Here is an 18018-nt window from a genome sequence, read left to right on the forward strand (position 1 = left end):
AGCGCGTGACTTATAGGATTCTACTCATCACAGGATGGGGCGGTGGAGCAGAATTATTAAAGCCATTACATGAGGCTTTAGAACAAAAGGGACATAGTGTTGAGCGGATTAATATTTTTAATGTCTTGAATGATGATGTTTTACAACAGCATGTCGAACTTGCGGTTGAATATGATGTAATTATTGGATGGTCGCTTGGCGGACAACTGGCAACAATCTTGGTCAATCAAATACAACAACAATATGCTGAACAGAAACTTTTAATCACTTTAGCGTCGAATCCATGTTTTGTTGCTCAAGCAGATTGGATGACTGCCATGCCTGTTGAAACTTTTATGCAATTTAAACAATCATTTGAACAGGATGCCATTACCACGCTAAAACGGTTTGGCTTATTGGTCTGTCAAGGTACAAGTTCGGCAAAAAAAGACTTCGTGGCTATGCAGAAATTGATTCGTCCACAACCAATTGCTTTGCTTCGGGATGGGTTGCAGTTGCTGGAGCAATTAAATCTGGTTGAAATGTATAAAAATTATCAGGGTAAGCAGTTGCATGTCTTTGCCGAGTATGATGCTTTAGTTCCTTACCAAGTTATGCAAAAAACTAAAGATTTAGCTGCAAATAATTCATCTATCGTTTCTGTTGAAGGAGCTTCACATGGTTTTCCATGCTTTATGGTGGAGCAGACTGTGCAAATAATTGAAGATTTTATTCAATAGACGGTTTAATCTTGCTTGAATTGAGAGTTCTCGCAATATATTTTAGCTTTTGACAAGTTTAAGATAAAACCTATTTTATAGATCTAACGGAATCGTGCCGAGTACTCATCCATTTTCAGGATATGCCTTCGGCGACCTACCTTACGAAACGATGTTTCTCATTTCGGGAAAAGTAGGCAAAACCATTTGTCATCTGCAAAACCTGTTCACTTCTTTCACTTTTTCTTTTGATCTAGTGTACTAAGCCTTGTATCTTGTTTATATCACGCAGGTTGCAGATGACATTTCCGAGTATCGAAAAGTGTGATTAGGCTGATGGAAAATTTTGAAATAGCAGCAAATGAGGTAGAGGATGACCGATTTATTTGATTTAGAACATATATGGCATCCCTATACTTCGATGTTAAATCCATTGCCAACTTTTAAAGTGAAACGTGCCTATGGCGCAACCATTGAATTAGAAGATGGGCGAACTTTGGTTGATGGCATGTCGTCATGGTGGTGTGCGATTCATGGCTATAACCATCCAGAACTAAACAAGGCAGTTGCTGACCAATTGCAAAACATGGCGCATATCATGTTTGGTGGTCTGACCCATGACCCTGCAATTGAATTAGGTAAATTACTATTAAAAATTACGCCGCCGAGTTTAGATAAAATTTTCTATGCAGATTCAGGTTCAGTTGCTGTAGAAGTGGCTTTAAAAATGGCAGTGCAGTATTGGGCTGCATTGCATCTACCTGAGAAAACCAACTTTATTACCACCCGTTCTGGCTATCATGGCGATACATGGAATGCGATGTCGGTGTGTGATCCAGTCACGGGGATGCATCAGATTTTTGGTACAAGTTTACCGAATCGAATTTTTGTACCCGCACCACAAAGTCGCTTTGATGGTGAATGGAATCCACACGATATTCAGCAACTCAAACAGCAGATTAAACAGCATCATCATAGTATTGCTGCACTGATTATCGAACCGATTGTACAAGGTGCAGGTGGCATGCGTTTTTATCATCCTGAGTATTTACGCCAAGCCAAAGCTTTATGTGAACAATACAATTTATTGTTAATTTTCGATGAGATTGCCACGGGTTTTGGGCGCACAGGCAAAATGTTTGCTTGGGAACATGCCCAAGTGGAACCCGATATTATGTGTATTGGCAAAGGTTTAACGGGCGGTTATATGACGCTGTCTGCGACCTTGACCACCAAGCAAGTGGCTGAAACCATTAGTCGTGGTGAAGCGGGTGTGTTTATGCACGGCCCAACCTTTATGGCGAATCCGCTGGCCTGTGCAGTAGCATTAAGAAGCACCCAATTATTGGTGGAACAGGATTGGCAAGCCAATATTCAACGGATTGAAAAGATTCTTGCTGAACAATTAACGGATTTAGCTCAGCTCGATCATGTTGCGGATGTACGGGTTTTAGGGGCGATTGGTGTGGTTGAATTAACCAGCAATGTCGATATGAAAACCTTGCAGCAACAGTTTGTTGAACGCGGTATTTGGGTACGACCATTTGGAAAATTGGTCTATGTAATGCCGCCGTATGTGATCACAGATGACGAACTCTATTATTTATTAGCACAGATGAGTGAAGTGGTAAAAAATATGCAAGGAGTAAATGCCAATGTCCTTGCTTGATCATTATGCCGAGCAGCTTGATCAGTTCAAACAGCAAGGTAATTTCCGCCAATTTACTGCAAATCAACAGCAGGGACGATGGATCACGATTCAAGATCGAACCATGTTGAATTTGGCATCCAATGATTATTTAGGTTTAGCCGCTGATTTAAGTTTAAGAGAAGAATTTCTCGATACGCTTAAAATAGAACGGGCGTTATTTAGTTCTTCTTCTTCGCGTTTGTTGACGGGTAATTTTGCAGAGTACGAGCAATTTGAAAATAGCCTAAGCAAAGCTTTTGGCCGTGCTGCCTTGCTTTTCAATAGTGGCTACCACATGAATATCGGTATTTTGCCAGCCTTAGGTGATAGCAAAACCGTGATTCTGGCCGATAAACTGGTACATGCCAGTATGATTGATGGCATTCGACTTTCGACTGCTCAATATGTTCGTTATCGTCATAATGATTTGCAGCATCTGGAACAGTTATTGCAAAAGTATCATCAAGATGAACAAGTTGAACGCATTATTGTGGTGACTGAAAGTATTTTTAGTATGGATGGCGACGAAACGGATTTAGCTGCATTGGCGCAGTTAAAGCAGCGCTTTGCCAAAACCATGTTGTATGTCGATGAAGCACATGCGATTGGGGTTAGGGGAGAGCAAGGTCTGGGGTGTGCTGAACAATATGGCGTATTGGATCAGATTGATTTCTTGGTGGGAACCTTTGGCAAAGCAATTGCCTCAGTGGGCGGTTATATCATTTGTGATTCGATTATCCGTGATTATCTGATCAATAAAATGCGTCCATTGATTTTTAGTACCGCATTGCCACCGATCTCAATGGCATGGTCAGATTTTATTCTTAATAAAGTATTGAGCATGCAGCAACAGCGTCAGCACTTGGCCGAGATCAGTCAGTATTTACAGCAAGCGGTAATTGCAAAAGGTTTTTCAAGCCCATCGAGCAGTCATATCATTCCAGTTATCGTAGGTGAAAGCCAAGCGGCCATTGAAAAAGCACGCTATGTACAACAACAAGGTTTTTATGCTATGCCAGTACGCCCACCAACAGTGCCACAAAATAGCTCACGTCTTCGTATCTCACTCACCGCTTTGGTGCAAAAAAATGAACTGCAACAATTGGTGGAGTATTTGTGAGTATTAATAAAGCACTGGTTGCCCAACGTTTTGCCAAAGCAGGGCAAAGCTATGTCGAGCATGCTGTGGTACAGAAACAGATTAGTGCACAATTATTTAAATACCTTAAAGTGTATTGTCCGCAGAACTTAGCCTCTGTGCTTGAGATTGGCTGCGGTTCGGGTAATTTAACTCACTTATTTCATTCTTATTTTCAAGTTGATCAACTATTTTTAAATGATCTTTATGAGGATGTAGATCAGCATTTTTCAACGATTGAAAATATAGCTTGGTTGATCGGAGATATTGAGCAACTGCATTTACCGCAGTCCTTAGATGCAGTGATTTCTAGTTCAGCATTACAGTGGATGACTGATCTACCTACGTTATTACACCGAATTCATGATGCTTTAAAACCCAATGCATATTTCGGTTTTTCCACTTTTGGGTCAGATAATCTCAATGAAATTAAGCAGTTGACAGGGCAAGGCTTAAATTATATTAGCCTAGAGTTTTTAAAACGACAGCTTGAACAGCAAAACTTTGAAGTGCTGTTCATTGAGCAAGAAGTGAAGCAGATTTATTTTGATCATCCAAAATCGGTATTGCAGCATTTAAAAGCGACAGGCGTGACCGCAACAGCGAAATCACATCGCTGGACCAAGCAATCCTTGCAGAAGTTTTATGCAGATTATCAACAGTTTTATGGTGAGCAGGGTTTTAGCCTGACTTATCACCCGATCTATGTGATTGCGCGGAGAATAGCATGAGTGCAGCAATTTATTTTGTCAGCGGTATTGATACTGAAATTGGTAAAACTTATGCCACAGGTTATCTTGCCAAACTTTGGACCGAACAAGGGCAGCGTGTTATCACCCAGAAGTTGGTGCAAACTGGCAATGTCGATGTGTCTGAAGACATTGAAAAACATCGTGAAATTATGGGAAGTGGTTGGTTTCAGGAAGATCATGAAAAATTGACTATGCCTGAAATTTTTACTTATCCAGCTTCGCCACATTTAGCCACGCGTTTGGATGGGCGTGATCTAGATTTTGCCAAGATCGAAGCTGCAACTAAAGAGCTTGCTCAGCGTTTTGATGTGGTGCTATTAGAAGGTGCTGGTGGATTGATGGTGCCTTTAACCACAGAATTGTTGACCATTGATTATATCGCTCAGCATCAATTTCCTGTGATTTTAGTGACTTCTGGGCGTTTAGGTAGTATTAATCATACCTTATTGAGTCTAGAGGCATTAAAGCAGCGTGATTTGAATCTGCATGCTTTGGTGTATAACTTAAAGGATGAGTCGAAAGACCCGCTTATTTCAAAAGATACGGCTGATTATTTAAAAGCTTATTTGACAAAGCATTTTCCTGATACTCAATGGATTGAGTTGGAAAAGTTTTAACTCATTCTAGATATTGCTGGTCTAGTAAATCTCTGTAATCGTGACGGGCGGCAAGGATGCCGCCAAGTTAGAGTGCCTTGCGCTGCTTTCAAAGCCTTGCTTTGAAATTGCTCAGGACGTACCGTCAGTCTGACAAAAGATTTATGTTACTTTTCATCTTTGAAAAGTAAGAAGATTTGCTATGAGTGGGTGGGCTTGGGAAGACTAAGTCACGATAGCTAATGGATTTTATAAGCGATTTAATTCATAAACTTAAGGTGAATAACAATGAATAAGAAGAATTTTGTTTTTATAACACTATGCTTGTCAGGTTTGATCTCGACTACTCAAGCTGCTGTACCAACAGATAAAACCATCATTAGTTGGATCACTAACTTACAAGATTCAAATGCCAATCCACCCCAAGCGATTCTGATTGACCATACTGAAAAAGTGAAACTGGTTTCAGGTGAAGAGGCCTATTTATCAGGTGTGAGTTTTGAAAATGCAGGACGCAACTTTTGGGCTGGTTATGTACTCACTCGTCCAAAATTAAAGCAGGCTCGAATCTTGAAAACCTTTGGGGGGCAATCCAATACATTTAAAATCCATTCAACGGTTTATAAAGGCAAGCCCGTTGATCTGGTTGAAATTGAAAGTGCTGGGTCGGGGTAGGGGACGGTCGAGTCGAGTAAAAGCTTAGTTTATTTCACTCAGTGGACAAGCAAACTGATTACAGAAGTGGAGGAATCTTCTTATGACGGTCGCTACGATGAAAAACTGGGCGCAGAAGATTGCCGTACTGGCCGAGACAATTCGGGTTATTTAAGCGTGATGCTGTATTCGCCTTATGTGATTCGAACGACAGTAACCGGAGATGCATGTAATAACAAACCACAAGGCTATAAGGTGAGCAGTAAACTGATTCCAATTGTGATTAATGAAATAAAATAGATAAACAAGAGTATGTTTTGATTGCTTGTTAAATTTTTTAGAAGAAATAATGATTTGGTAAAAATACTGAATTATTAAATAGTTAAAGTAAGTTTAGTTATAAAGTTGAATACAATTTAAAAGTCTAGTATTTATTAAAAAACGATGATGTGAGCACTGATTTGAAGTCAACTTTTTTTACGATCACTGTATTATCAACCGTTATTGCATTTATGCCGACGGGGTATGCAAAAATACCTGCTCAGGCAGATAAAGTACTCCGTGTTGCTTTTGAAGCCCCAGATGATGGTTTTGATATGGTTAAAACTTTTAATTTTTACAGCGGAAATGTCGCCGATGTAATTTTTGAAAGATTGCTTCAATACGATTATCTCGCTAACCCAGTAAAATTGGTTCCATCTACAGCAGAAAGCCTACCTGTGATTGAAAAAAATGGTCAGGTTTATATATTTAAAATAAAGCCAGGGATTTATTTTACCGATGATCCTGCATTTAAAAGTAAACGCAGAGAGTTGGTTGCAGAAGATTATGTTTACTCGATTAAACGCATTTTAGACCCTAAAAATCATGCACCTTCTTTTTCTTTTATTGATAACAAATTAGTTGGGGCAAATGCTTTGGTTGAGCAAGCCAATAAAACAGGGCGCTTCAATTATGATGCTAAGATTGAAGGTGTAAAAGCCTTAGATAAATATACAATTCAATTTAAGCTGACCCAACCTGATTATAATTTTCCTTATATTCTTGCCTATAGCACATTTGGAGCGACGGCTAGAGAAGTAGTTGAATATTATAAAGATCAATTACGCATGCATCCTGTGGGAACAGGGCCTTATATGTTGAGTCGATATGTCCCACGTAGCAAGATTGAACTGATTGCAAATCCAGATTATCGCGGCTTTGTTTGGAATTTTAAGTCCACTGGAACAGCTTGGGATAATCAACTCGTCAAGCAAATGAGTGGCAAGCGTATGCCACAAATTGGCAAAGTCAATATCAGCATTATCGAAGAAGAACAATCACGTTGGCTGGCTTTTCAGTCCAAACAACTGGATTTTGATAAGGTCACTTCAAGTGCAATTCCTAAAGTGCTTGATCAAAATAATCAGTTAAAAGCAGAAATGCAAAAGCAGGGTATACGTTTGTATGCCAATAAAGAGGCAGAGATCACCTATTCAATGTTGAATATGCGTGATCCTGTTGTTGGTGGGAATAGCCTAGATAAAATTGCGTTAAGACGTGCCATCGCCATGTCTTTTAATGTCAATGAATATATTCGTATCTTAAGAAAAGGTCAGGCGGTTAAGGCTGAAATGCTGGTACCTGCAGGCATTAATGGTCATAACCCGAATTATCGCAGTAGTATTGGTTATAACCCTGTTTTAGCCAATAAATTACTTGATCATTTTGGCTATAAAAAAGGCCCAGATGGCTATCGTAATTTGCCCAATGGGAAGCCTTTAACCTTAAAAATAAATACCGAGAGTGGTACAGCTTCCGTGATGTATTCTGAATTGTGGAAGAAAAATTTAGATGCAATCGGGATTCGGGCAGACTTTAAAGTCAGTAATTTTGCCGATAACTTAAAAGCCGCAACCCAGTGTCAATACATGATGTGGAGTGGAGCATGGCATGCGGATTATCCAGAGGGTGAAAATTTCACGCAATTGCTTTATGGTCCGAATGTTGGTCGTGGTAATCAATCCTGTTATCAGTCAGCTGCTTATGACAATTTATATAAACAGGCGATGCAGCAAGCCCCTGAAAAACGTATGCCATTCTATGAAAAAATGAGTCGCCAAATTGAAGCAGATGGAACGTGGATTTTACAAGATACACGGATTCGGAACTGGTTGATTCAACCTGATGTGCAGGGATTTAAAGCTCATCCAATTATGAATACCAACTGGCAATACTTAGATATTGTTTCACCAAATCAAAAATAAGTGATGTGTTTATGATGAAGCAAAATTTTAAACTTTCGATGCAACGGACTAGTCTTGTGCTGTTATTGGGGACAACATTAAGTCTAGGGGTAACGATTACAGAAGCGAAAAGCCCTGCCGATCCAAACAAAGTGTTACGTTATGCTTTTCCCGTGGCTGAGACTGGATTTGATCCTGTTGCTGTACAAGATTTATATTCAGCACATATTTTGTATTCAGTGTTTGAAACATTATATACCTATGATTATTTAGCTTCACCCGCAAAACTCGTTCCAAATACGGCGGTGGCTTTGCCAGAAGTGAGTACCGATGGTTTGACCTATACCATTCGAATAAAAAAAGGAATTTATTTCACGCCTGATCCTGTATTTAAAGGCAAAGCGAGAGAATTAACTGCAGCAGACTATGCCTATTCTTTTAAACGTTTGCTCGATCCAAATCTACATTCACCCAACAGTTGGTTGTTTGATGGACGTATCTCAGGAATAGATAGTGCTATCCAGCAAGCAGCGAAAAATGGAAAATTTAATTACGATCAGCCGATTGCAGGGCTACAAACACCAGATCGTTATACTTTGGTGATTCGATTAAAAGAGCCAAATTATAATTTTCCAATGTTACTTGCACATCAACCAACGGGTGCAGTCGCGCGTGAAGTGATTGAACATTATCGTGATAAAGCAGGCTATGCGATGGGACATCCTGTAGGGACAGGGCCTTATGTTCTCGCACAATGGACACCAGGCTCGCGTATTATTTTGAAAGCCAATCCTGATTATCGCGGTTACACATGGAATTTTAAAGCGACCCATCCTGAAGATCAGAAAATCGTACAGCAAATGCAAGGCAAAAAAATGCCGCAGATTGGTGTGGTCGATATTCAAGTGATTGAAGAATCACAGTCAGGATGGTTATCGTTCCAAAAAGATGGGCTAGATATATTTACTCTAGATGGTGAATTACCTGCACAAGCTTTAAAAGATGGTCAATTAAAGCCAGAGTTAGCAAAAAAAGGGATTCAACTTTCACGTATTGCAGACCCTTCAATTGATTACTTGTATTGGAATATACAAAATCCTGTGGTGGGTGGCGTGAGTAAAGAGAAAATTGCTTTGCGCCGTGCAATGGCGATGGCAATTTCCAAAGAGAAATTTATCAGCATTTTAGCCAAAGGGAACGCCAAAAAATTAGAATCGCCGATTCCTTATGGTGTCGCGGGGCATGATCCCAATTATAAAAGCAGCATTCCGTATTCCGTCAAAGCAGCAAATTTATTACTTGATCGTTATAACTACAAAGTGGGCAAAGATGGTTGGCGGATGTTGCCAAATGGCAAGCCACTGGTGATTGAATTTATGCCATCCAGTAGCAGTGCGCGAAGTATGCAGATGGCTGAACTGTTAAAGAAAGAATTAGCCAATATCAAAGTCAATATGGTCTCTAAACCTGTGCCTTTTGCAGAAGGTTTAAAGGCTGAAAAACAATGTAAAACCATGTTTAAAGCTTCCGCTTGGATTGCAGACTATCCTGATGCAGACAACTTTGTGCAGTTGTTTTATGGCAATAATATTCATGCCACCAACCATACTTGTTTTAAATTGCCAGAATATGATCGTTTATATGAACAGTCATTGAAACTTGCTGATGGTCCTGAACGTGATCTGCTCTATCGTAAAATGTCACGTCTTTTAGAGTTTTATGCGCCTGTACAATTCATGTCGACCCGTTACCGTACTGTCGTGGCACAACCTCGAGTGATTGGCTATAAAAAGCATCCAATTCTGCCCGCAGAGTGGATGTATATCGATATTCAACAAAACAAACCATAGTGTCGAAAGAAGGTTCGTGAGAAACCTAAACAACATATGAATGAAATTAAATTGGAGAGAAATAATAATGGCGAAGAACATGTTGAAACGATCGACGCTGGGTCTGTTATCAATGGTGATGACAGGGATGAGTCAAGGCGTGTGGGCAGAAAGCACATCTGCTGTTTTACCTATTTTTAAACTGAATGACAGTGCAGAATGGTGCGATGCGAATTTACACAAGTTACAACAGCGTATTTCTCAATTAGAACAACAATCCATTCAACCGCAATCGACAGCTGCACCTGTTCTAGCTGAATGGGATCAATTGATGGCAAGCTTTGAGGATTTTTCTGGGCCAATTAGCTTATATAGCAATGTGCATCCCGATGCGGAATTTCGTAAGGCTGCTGATGATTGTGAAGTAAAAATCAATCAGTTGCAGACTGAAATTTATCAGAACCCAAAATTGTATCAACGGATTAAAAATACTAAAACAACAGATCCAATTGATCGTAAATATCGTCAAGATATTCTTGATCAATTTGAAGATACAGGGGTGCAGCTTGCACCTGAAAAACGAGCACGTTTAAAACATATATTGGATGAGCTAACCAAACTTTCGCAAGAGTTCTCTCGTAATGTCCGCGACAATCCAGAGAAATTAGAATTCACGCCAGCCGAATTAAAGGGACTACCTGAAAGTTATATTTCAGGCTTAAAGAAAAATGATAAAGGCAATTATTTATTGGGTTTTGAATATCCTGAATATCAACCATTTATGGAACTTTCAGACAGTGATGATGCAAGAAAACGTTATCAAACGGCATTTACACGTCGTGGTACAGAAAAGAATTTAGTCCTGCTTAAACAGATTGTCGACTTACGTTATGAATTAGCACAGCTATTTGGTCAGCCAAGTTATGCAGACTGGGCATTAAAGAAACGCATGGCGAAAACACCAAAAACAGTGAATAACTTCTTAGCAGATGTTCATAAAGTCGTGGCACCTTTAGAGCAAAAAGAGGTGCAGGAGTTACGTGTATTTAAAGCTAAAACCCTAAATATTTCTTTGGAAAAAGCTGAAATTAACCGTTGGAATGTTGGGTATTGGAGCGAAAAACTACGCAAGGACAAATACCAGATTGACCAAGAAAAACTGCGTGATTATTTCCCAACACTCGCCGCACAGAAATGGTTATTTGCAATTTCCGAAAATTTGTATGGTATTCAGTTTAAAGCCGCTAAAGTGGATACGTGGCAACAAGAAGTCGAATATTACGATGTTGTAGACCAAAAAACAGGTGAGATATTGGGTAGCTTATATATGGATAAGTTCCCACGTGAAGGTAAATATGGTCATGCAGCAGTATGGGGCGTATATGGGGGCAGTACGCTGAGTAAACGTAAACCAATTTCAGTATTAGTGACTAATTTTAATCGTAAAGGTTTAAACAGCAATGAGCTTGAAACTTTTGTGCATGAGTTTGGGCATGCCTTGCATGGCATTTTGTCCGATACCCGTTATGTGGGGCAGTCGGGTACGTCAGTCGAGCGTGACTTTGTTGAAGCACCATCGCAAATGTATGAAGAATGGGCTAGACGTAAGGAAACCTTGTCTAAAGTGGCAGACTATTGTGATCCTGCTTGTCCGAGAGTAGATGATGCACTGATTGCACGATTAAAAGCTGTGCATAATTATGGACGTGGATTAGGGTATGCACGCCAAACGCTTTATGCACAATATGATATGGCATTGCATGGCGCTGATGCACTCAAAGTACAGCCGATGGATGTGTGGAAAAAAATGGAATCCGCAACCGCTCTAGGCTATGTGCCGAATACTGAATTTCCTGGGCAGTTTGGACATCTGATGGGCTATCAAGCGGGCTACTATGGTTATATGTGGTCTGAAGTATTGGCTCTGGATATGTTGTCTGCTTTCGGTGATAACTTGAATAATCCAGAAGTGGGTCAGCGTTACCGCCAAACGATTTTATCTCAAGGCAGCCAAAAGAATGCAGCTCAACTGGTCAAAGATTTCTTAGGCAGAGAACCAGATAACAAAGCTTTCTTTAGTGAAATTACAGGTCAACGGGTCAAATAAGGATTTGCCATTATGCTTGCTTATCTCGTGCGTAGACTATGGCAAATGATCCCGACCATGTTGGGGGTCATTTTGCTGATTTTCTTCTTGTTTAACTGGGTGGGGGGAGATCCTGCATATATTTTGGCAGGGAAAATGTCTAGCCCAGAGCAAATCGAAAACATCCGTAAACAATTGGGCGTTGATCAGCCCTATTATGTGCAGCTGTGGATTTTTATTAAACAGATTCTGACCTTCGATTATGGTGCGAGTTGGAGTACGGGAGAGCCTGTATCACAGATTATCCTGACCCGTTTAGGGCCTTCACTGACTTTATTGATTCCACTGACGATTTTACAAACCGTGATTTCAATTATCCTTGCTTTAGCGGTTGCTTCAGTTCGTGGATCACTGACAGATCGTATGGTGATGATGCTGTGTACCATTGGCATGTCGATCAGTATTTTGGTGTATATCATCGTGTTCCAGTATGTGTTGGCATACCAACTCAGTTGGTTCCCCGTACAAGGCTGGAGTGATCAGTTTAGTCAAAACTTATTCCAATATTCTTTGCTACCTATCTTAATCATGTTGGTGGTGAGCATTGCCCCAACACTACGTTTATATCGAAGCTTCGTCCTAGATGAAATTAACCAAGATTATGTGCGGACTGTGCGTGCCAAAGGTGTGGGGGAGTCTCGGGTACTGAGTGTACATGTTTTGCGTAATGCATCGATTCCAATTGTCACTGAAGTGATGGCTAGTCTGCCTGCCTTACTGATTGGTGCTTTCCTGATTGAGCGATTCTTTGGTATTCCGGGCATCGGGCGTGAAATTATTATTGCGGTTGAGCGTAGTGATTTCCCTGTAATTAAAGCGATTACCGTATATATCGCTGTTGTGACCATGATTTTTAACTTGATCGCCGATCTGATTTATAAGCTCCTCGATCCTCGTGTACAGTTGAAGTAGGGGAACGATGATGCTAAGTACAATTTTTAAAGGCAAAACCTCCTCAAATGAATCATCGGCTTCAACGGGGCTCTGGCAGTTGGCATTGAATCGGCTGAAATCAGATCGGATCGCCGTGGTTTCTTTCTTGGTGGTGCTGTTTTATTTCATCTTGTTAGGCTTATCCATGACAGGCGTGATTGCTTCCAATTGGAATAAAGAAGTCGCCGTCAGCTACGCGCCACCGACATTTTTAGGGGCGGATACTGACTCAGATCAAATGAAAGACAGTAGCAAGAAGATAGAGGCATTACCTGAAAATCCAGTTGATCCATTGAAAGATGTGATTCAACAGCTCAATGCCGAAATTCAGGCTGAACAACAAGGTAGCTCAGTCATTGATAATTATGGTGTGGTTGATCCTTTAGCAGAGGATATGCAGCAAATTGATCAACAGCTTGGTGGGCGTCTACTTGATCAAAAACAAGAGTTAAAAACCACGTTGTCTTTTGGGGCAGATAAGTGGGGGCAAGATGTGCTGCTCAAAACTATTAAAGGTGCTGAAACCTCAATTCTGGTCGGTTTGTTATCTGCTTTATTGGCGGTGATGATTGGCACATTTTTAGGTGCAATTGCAGGTTATTTTGGTGGTTGGATTGATGATGTACTGAACTGGTTCTATAACATTTTCACTTCGATTCCTTATCTGCTATTAGTGCTCGCGATCGCCGCGGTACTCCAACAAAAAGGAATTTTGTCAATTGTTTTGATTTTAGGTCTAACGGGTTGGACTGGGGTATTTCGTTTGGTTCGTGCTGAATATATGAAGCACAAATCGCGTGAATATGTACTTGCCGCCAAAGCCATTGGAGTGAGTCATTTACGCCGTATGTTTGTGCATATTTTCCCGAATGTCAGTCATATTGCGTTGGTTCAAATTTCGATTCTGGTGGTGTCATTCATTAAATCTGAAGTGATTCTGAGCTTCCTTGGTTTTGGTGTGCCTGTGGGGGTGGTGTCATGGGGCAGTATGTTGAATGAAGCGCAAAGTGAATTGATTTTGGGGAAATGGTGGCAATTGGCAGCGGCTTCGATTGCGATGGCGGTTTTAGTCACGGCATTCTCCATGTTTACTGATGCATTGCGTGATGCTTTAGATCCTAAGTTGAAATAGCGGAGAAAAAATATGCAACCTCAAAATGAAACACCGCTATTACAGGTAGACGATCTTCGGGTCAGCTTTAAAGGTGAAAATAAACAATGGATCGAAACGGTTAAAGGAATTTCATTTTCAATTCCTAAAAATAAAACCGTGGCTTTGGTTGGTGAGTCGGGCAGTGGTAAATCGGTTACTTCCCTAGCGGTGATGGGTCTATTACCGAAAGGACAAAGTCAAATTGCAGCGCAAAGTCGTATTACTTTTGAGGGTAAGGATTTACTGAATTTATCTGCAAAAGAAATTCGGAAAATCTGTGGTAAGGAAATTGCTATGATTTTCCAAGAGCCGATGTCTTCATTGAATCCTGTATTTACCGTGGGTGATCAGATTGCCGAAGTGCTATGCATTCATTTAGGCATGGGACGCAAGCAGGCCAGAGTACGAGTGCTTGAGTTACTTCGAGAAGTCGGTATCCCTGTACCTGAAACAAAAATAGATGCTTATCCAAGTCAGCTTTCTGGTGGTCAGCAGCAACGGGTGATGATTGCGATGGCAATCGCCTGTGAACCAAAGCTATTGATTGCGGATGAACCAACCACGGCTTTAGATGTCACTATTCAAAAGCAAATCATTGATTTGTTGGAGTCATTACGACAACGTCACCAAATGTCGATGCTGTTTATTACCCATGATTTGGCTTTGGTTGGCGAAATTGCTGATGAAGTGATCGTGATGCGTCATGGTGAAATCCGTGAATCTGGCGCTGTTGAGCAAGTGTTAGAACAACCGAAAGATGTATACACCCGTGCTTTGTTGCACTGCCGACCACAACTTTTAACCCGACCATACCGTTTACCTGTGACCAGTGATTTTATGAAGCAGGACGAAAATGGACAATTGATTGAAGCAACCAATTTGTCCGAATTAAATCTGAAACAGCGTGTCCGTGGTTTGTCTGGTGATGAACCGATTGTGCTTGATGTTAAAGATCTGAAAAAGTCGTTTTATAGCCGTAAAGGTTTATGGGGGCGAGAGGAATTTCAGGCCGTAAAAGGCGTGTCCTTCCAACTGGCTAAAGGCAAGACTTTAGGTTTGGTTGGAGAGTCTGGTTCTGGGAAAACCACCATTGGTCTATTGCTGATGCGCTTGCACGAAGCCACAGGTGGGCAGGTTTTGATTGGTGACAAAGATATTCTTGCCATGACTGAGAAAGAATTTTCACGGTATCAACGTAAGATTCAAATTATTTTCCAGAACCCTTATGCTTCACTCAATCCACGCTTTACCATCGGGCAGATTTTATTAGAACCGATGCGGATTCATGGCATAGGTCAGAATGATGCCGAACGTAAAAAGATGGCATTAGAACTGTTAGAACGAGTCAGTTTGCCTGCGCAAGCCTATGATCGTTATCCGCATGAGTTTTCAGGTGGTCAGCGGCAACGGATTGCCATCGCACGCTGTCTGACTTTAAAACCTGAGATTTTGATCTGTGATGAATCCGTTTCTGCCTTAGATGTTTCAGTGCAGGCGCAAGTATTGAATTTATTGCAGGACCTACAGGATGAATTTGGTTTGAGTTATATCTTTATTTCGCATGATTTATCTGTAGTGAAATATATTTCAGACCAAGTAATGGTGATGAATCATGGTGAGTTGGTTGAGATTGCCAATTCGGATGAGTTGTATTTACATCCACAACATGAATATACCAAGAAGCTGCTCAATGCGATTCCGCAGGGGGTAAACCATCATCATTAAAATTCCAGCATAAAAAAACGCTCTAATCAGAGCGTTTTTTTATTTTAAAGCCAAGAATTAGAATTTCTTAAAGCCTTTGTTAAAACCAATGGTTTTGCGGCCATTGTTATTATTGCCATTGCCTGAACGCTGCTCTTGTTGCTCATCATCACGGCGCTGTTGACGTAAATAACCACCACGACGTGCAGCCAATGGCTTCTCCGCCATTTTTTCAGTACGGCGTTTTGCCATACCAAACAAGCCAGTACCTTGACGTGGTTTTAATTCCACTGATTTCGCTAAGTTGTCAATGTCAGTCTTATCCAGTTCCATCCAGCGGCCTGTACGTAACTCACGTGGCAAGATCACGGTGCCGTAACGGGTACGCAATAAGCGGCTGACTTTTAAGCTTTGAGATTCAAAGATACGACGTACTTCGCGATTACGACCTTCTTTCACCACAACTTGATACCAACGGTTGATACCTTCACCGCCAATTTCAGAGAATGATTCGAATTTGGCTGGGCCATCTTCAAGTTCAACACCTTTCAGCATGTTATTGCGAATTTGTGGCGTGACTTCACCCATCACACGTACCGCATATTCACGCTCAACTTCATTTGAAGGATGCATTAAACGATTCGCAAGTTCACCATCATTCGTGAATAACAATAAACCAGTACTGTTAATATCCAGACGACCCACCATTACCCAGCGATCATTGGCGATTTGAGGCAAATGATCAAATACAGTTGGACGTTTCTCAGGATCATTGCGTGAGCAAATTTCACCCTCTGGTTTATAATAAATGAGAACACGGCGGCGAATTTCATCTTCAACCTGAAACTGAACTTTACGACCATCGATACGGAGTTCATCTGTAGGTTCAATACGTTCACCCACTTGAGCAATTTTTCCATTGATACTGACGCGACCAGCAGCAATGACTTCCTCCATATAGCGACGTGAGCCTAACCCGACTCTCGCTAAAACCTTTTGTAATTTTTCACTCATGACAGCACAACCTTAGACATAATGATCAACAGTTCACCTCTCAAGACTTCGGTGCATGTGCATCGAGTGTCATGAATGCTTCCTTGGCGTTCTGCAGGGGAGGCAATTGACCTAGCGAAGCTAAACCAAATGCATTTAAAAATTGGGGCGTTGTGACTAACAACGCAGGTCTTCCAGGTAAATCTCTAAAACCAGATTCTTTGATCCAGTTCCAGTCAAATAAGTTTCTCAAGATCTGACTATTATTCGATACACCACGAATCTGTTCAATATCAGCACGTGTAACAGGCTGATGGTACGCAATCACGGCGACTGTTTCGAGCAACGAGGGTGACAACTTGGTTGGGCGTTCAGGCCAAACCTGCGCAATAATATTGCGATACTTTGCTCGCACCTGAAAGCGGAACCCTTGAGCCGTCTCAATTAACTCAATTGAACGGCCATGTTGCAACATCGCAAGTTGCTGTAAAAAATGACGTAATTGTTGTTTATTATATTGGTTTTGAAATGCTTCTTTTAATCGTGCAAGTGAAACTGGCGAGTCACTAGCGAACAAAATTGCTTCAATCTGTAATAAGACATCGTGATGAATATCTTCAAGTGACATTCCTTCATTGGTGTCAAATGGATCTAAACTCATGCTGCAATGCCTTGAACTGTTAAAGGAGCTTCAATACCTGTATGGATGATTTGAATTTTTTGCTGGCGTGTGAGTTCAAGCACTGCCATAAAAGTCACCACCATGCCCATACGACCTTGCATAGGATTTAATAATTCCATAAAACTTAATGCTTGACCTGATGCAAGTTGACCTTCAATAAATGCTATACGTTCTTCGAGCAGCACTGGTTCCTGCGCAACAATATGTGTGATCGGTTCTGGACGATTAAACACACAAAATAGTGCATCACGTAAGGCATCGACATCATAACCTTCATAAATTGGAGCAATATGTCCAAGACTTACATTGGCACTAAAAGTATCTCTTTCAAAGATTGGCATTTGCCCCAATCGTTCAGCTGCTTGCTTAATACGGAGGTATGTTTCTAAACGATCAATCAATTCTTGTTTAGGATCTTTTTCAAATTGATCAACTAGAGTTGGTTTTGGAAGCAATAATCGTGATTTCAAATCAGCGAGTAATGCTGCCATCACCATATAATCAGCAGTTAATTCGATATTCAAAGACTTCATACTATCCATATAGGATAAATACTGGGTTGCAATTGGTGAAATATCTAACTGTAAAAGATCAAAGCCATTTTTCTGAATCAAATAAATCAGAAAGTCTAATGGCCCTTCAAACTGCTCCAGTAAAATTTCAAATGCCGCAGGTGGAATGTACAAATCTTCAGGTATGACTTCTTGCCACTCGTCAAGCACACGAATAGAAGGAATTAATTCCAAGGTCGAAGGAAGAATTTGATTCATTACCGTTTATAAGCCACGCGAATTTTCAAAAGCATGAAAGGATGATTTTTTTGTG

At 40.8% G+C, this 18018-nt stretch carries 14 protein-coding genes and 1 pseudogene; 12 read left to right on the plus strand and 3 right to left on the minus strand.

Annotated features, from left to right (window positions below; all coding sequences use genetic code 11):
- Nucleotides 1-5: 5 nt before the first annotated feature.
- The 12 genes and pseudogenes from HYG88_RS05555 (at nucleotide 6) to HYG88_RS05610 (ending at nucleotide 15539) form a co-directional block, all read left to right on the plus strand.
- Nucleotides 6-719 carry a hydrolase gene (locus HYG88_RS05555; RefSeq protein ID WP_178882736.1) on the plus strand — a complete coding sequence of 238 codons (714 nt, stop codon included), beginning with the start codon at nucleotides 6-8 and terminating at the stop codon, nucleotides 717-719.
- A 352-nt stretch (nucleotides 720-1071) separates the two neighbouring features.
- Entirely contained in the window at nucleotides 1072-2367 is a 1296-nt protein-coding gene (bioA, locus tag HYG88_RS05560) for an adenosylmethionine--8-amino-7-oxononanoate transaminase (RefSeq protein WP_178882737.1), read from the plus strand.
- The gene (locus HYG88_RS05565; RefSeq protein ID WP_178882738.1) at nucleotides 2354-3508 is read left to right on the plus strand and encodes an 8-amino-7-oxononanoate synthase; all 1155 of its coding nucleotides are present in this window, start codon (nucleotides 2354-2356) and stop codon (nucleotides 3506-3508) included. Before bioA ends, HYG88_RS05565 begins: the two co-directional genes overlap by 14 nt.
- On the plus strand, nucleotides 3505-4257 hold the full coding sequence (bioC, locus tag HYG88_RS05570) for a malonyl-ACP O-methyltransferase BioC (protein ID WP_005158470.1): 753 nt from the start codon (nucleotides 3505-3507) through the stop codon (nucleotides 4255-4257). Before HYG88_RS05565 ends, bioC begins: the two co-directional genes overlap by 4 nt.
- Nucleotides 4254-4895, plus strand: coding sequence for a dethiobiotin synthase (gene bioD, locus HYG88_RS05575; protein WP_178882739.1), 642 nt, complete (start codon nucleotides 4254-4256; stop codon nucleotides 4893-4895). The genes bioC and bioD overlap by 4 nt, the downstream gene beginning before the upstream one ends.
- Nucleotides 4896-5162: 267 nt before the next feature.
- Nucleotides 5163-5828: pseudogene (locus tag HYG88_RS05580) on the plus strand (hypothetical protein).
- A 161-nt stretch (nucleotides 5829-5989) separates the two neighbouring features.
- The gene (locus HYG88_RS05585) at nucleotides 5990-7774 is read left to right on the plus strand and encodes an ABC transporter substrate-binding protein (protein ID WP_178882740.1); all 1785 of its coding nucleotides are present in this window, start codon (nucleotides 5990-5992) and stop codon (nucleotides 7772-7774) included.
- 14 nt (nucleotides 7775-7788) lie between these two features.
- Nucleotides 7789-9603: an ABC transporter substrate-binding protein gene (locus HYG88_RS05590; RefSeq protein WP_178882764.1), complete on the plus strand. Its 1815-nt coding sequence runs from the start codon at nucleotides 7789-7791 to the stop codon at nucleotides 9601-9603.
- A 67-nt stretch (nucleotides 9604-9670) separates the two neighbouring features.
- A complete protein-coding gene (locus HYG88_RS05595; protein WP_178882741.1) occupies nucleotides 9671-11689 on the plus strand; it encodes a M3 family metallopeptidase in 2019 nt (672 codons plus the stop codon).
- 12 nt (nucleotides 11690-11701) lie between these two features.
- Entirely contained in the window at nucleotides 11702-12640 is a 939-nt protein-coding gene (locus HYG88_RS05600) for an ABC transporter permease (protein WP_178882742.1), read from the plus strand.
- Nucleotides 12641-12650: 10 nt separating this feature from the next.
- Nucleotides 12651-13793: an ABC transporter permease gene (locus tag HYG88_RS05605; protein WP_178882743.1), complete on the plus strand. Its 1143-nt coding sequence runs from the start codon at nucleotides 12651-12653 to the stop codon at nucleotides 13791-13793.
- Nucleotides 13794-13805: 12 nt separating this feature from the next.
- Complete coding sequence (locus HYG88_RS05610; RefSeq protein ID WP_178882744.1) at nucleotides 13806-15539, plus strand: ABC transporter ATP-binding protein; 1734 nt, start codon at nucleotides 13806-13808, stop codon at nucleotides 15537-15539.
- A gap of 57 nt (nucleotides 15540-15596) precedes the next feature.
- Here HYG88_RS05610 and rluB read toward each other — a convergent pair whose 3' ends face one another.
- From rluB to HYG88_RS05625, 3 genes are read right to left on the minus strand one after another with little or no spacing between them, the layout of a single operon-like run.
- The gene (rluB, locus tag HYG88_RS05615) at nucleotides 15597-16532 is read right to left on the minus strand and encodes a 23S rRNA pseudouridine(2605) synthase RluB (RefSeq protein WP_087536766.1); all 936 of its coding nucleotides are present in this window, start codon (nucleotides 16530-16532) and stop codon (nucleotides 15597-15599) included.
- A gap of 40 nt (nucleotides 16533-16572) precedes the next feature.
- Nucleotides 16573-17172: an SMC-Scp complex subunit ScpB gene (gene scpB / locus HYG88_RS05620; RefSeq protein ID WP_004663573.1), complete on the minus strand. Its 600-nt coding sequence runs from the start codon at nucleotides 17170-17172 to the stop codon at nucleotides 16573-16575.
- The gene (locus HYG88_RS05625; protein WP_087544730.1) at nucleotides 17169-17963 is read right to left on the minus strand and encodes a ScpA family protein; all 795 of its coding nucleotides are present in this window, start codon (nucleotides 17961-17963) and stop codon (nucleotides 17169-17171) included. The genes scpB and HYG88_RS05625 overlap by 4 nt, the downstream gene beginning before the upstream one ends.
- Nucleotides 17964-18018: the final 55 nt, after the last annotated feature.

It is taken from the genome of Acinetobacter sp. SwsAc4 (assembly GCF_013391535.1).
Classification (GTDB): Bacteria; Pseudomonadota; Gammaproteobacteria; order Pseudomonadales; family Moraxellaceae; genus Acinetobacter.

Excerpts from the sequence above, each read along its gene's own strand:
- bioA (WP_178882737.1), top strand. The coding sequence starts at position 1,072 with ATGACCGATTTATTTGATTTAGAACATATATGGCATCCCTATACTTCG.
- HYG88_RS05565 (WP_178882738.1), top strand. The coding sequence starts at position 2,354 with ATGTCCTTGCTTGATCATTATGCCGAGCAGCTTGATCAGTTCAAACAG.
- bioD (WP_178882739.1), top strand. The coding sequence starts at position 4,254 with ATGAGTGCAGCAATTTATTTTGTCAGCGGTATTGATACTGAAATTGGT.
- HYG88_RS05590 (WP_178882764.1), top strand. The coding sequence starts at position 7,789 with ATGAAGCAAAATTTTAAACTTTCGATGCAACGGACTAGTCTTGTGCTG.
- HYG88_RS05595 (WP_178882741.1), top strand. The coding sequence starts at position 9,671 with ATGGCGAAGAACATGTTGAAACGATCGACGCTGGGTCTGTTATCAATG.
- HYG88_RS05600 (WP_178882742.1), top strand. The coding sequence starts at position 11,702 with ATGCTTGCTTATCTCGTGCGTAGACTATGGCAAATGATCCCGACCATG.
- HYG88_RS05605 (WP_178882743.1), top strand. The coding sequence starts at position 12,651 with ATGCTAAGTACAATTTTTAAAGGCAAAACCTCCTCAAATGAATCATCG.
- HYG88_RS05610 (WP_178882744.1), top strand. The coding sequence starts at position 13,806 with ATGCAACCTCAAAATGAAACACCGCTATTACAGGTAGACGATCTTCGG.
- rluB (WP_087536766.1), bottom strand. The coding sequence starts at position 16,532 with ATGAGTGAAAAATTACAAAAGGTTTTAGCGAGAGTCGGGTTAGGCTCA.
- scpB (WP_004663573.1), bottom strand. The coding sequence starts at position 17,172 with ATGAGTTTAGATCCATTTGACACCAATGAAGGAATGTCACTTGAAGAT.
- HYG88_RS05625 (WP_087544730.1), bottom strand. The coding sequence starts at position 17,963 with ATGAATCAAATTCTTCCTTCGACCTTGGAATTAATTCCTTCTATTCGT.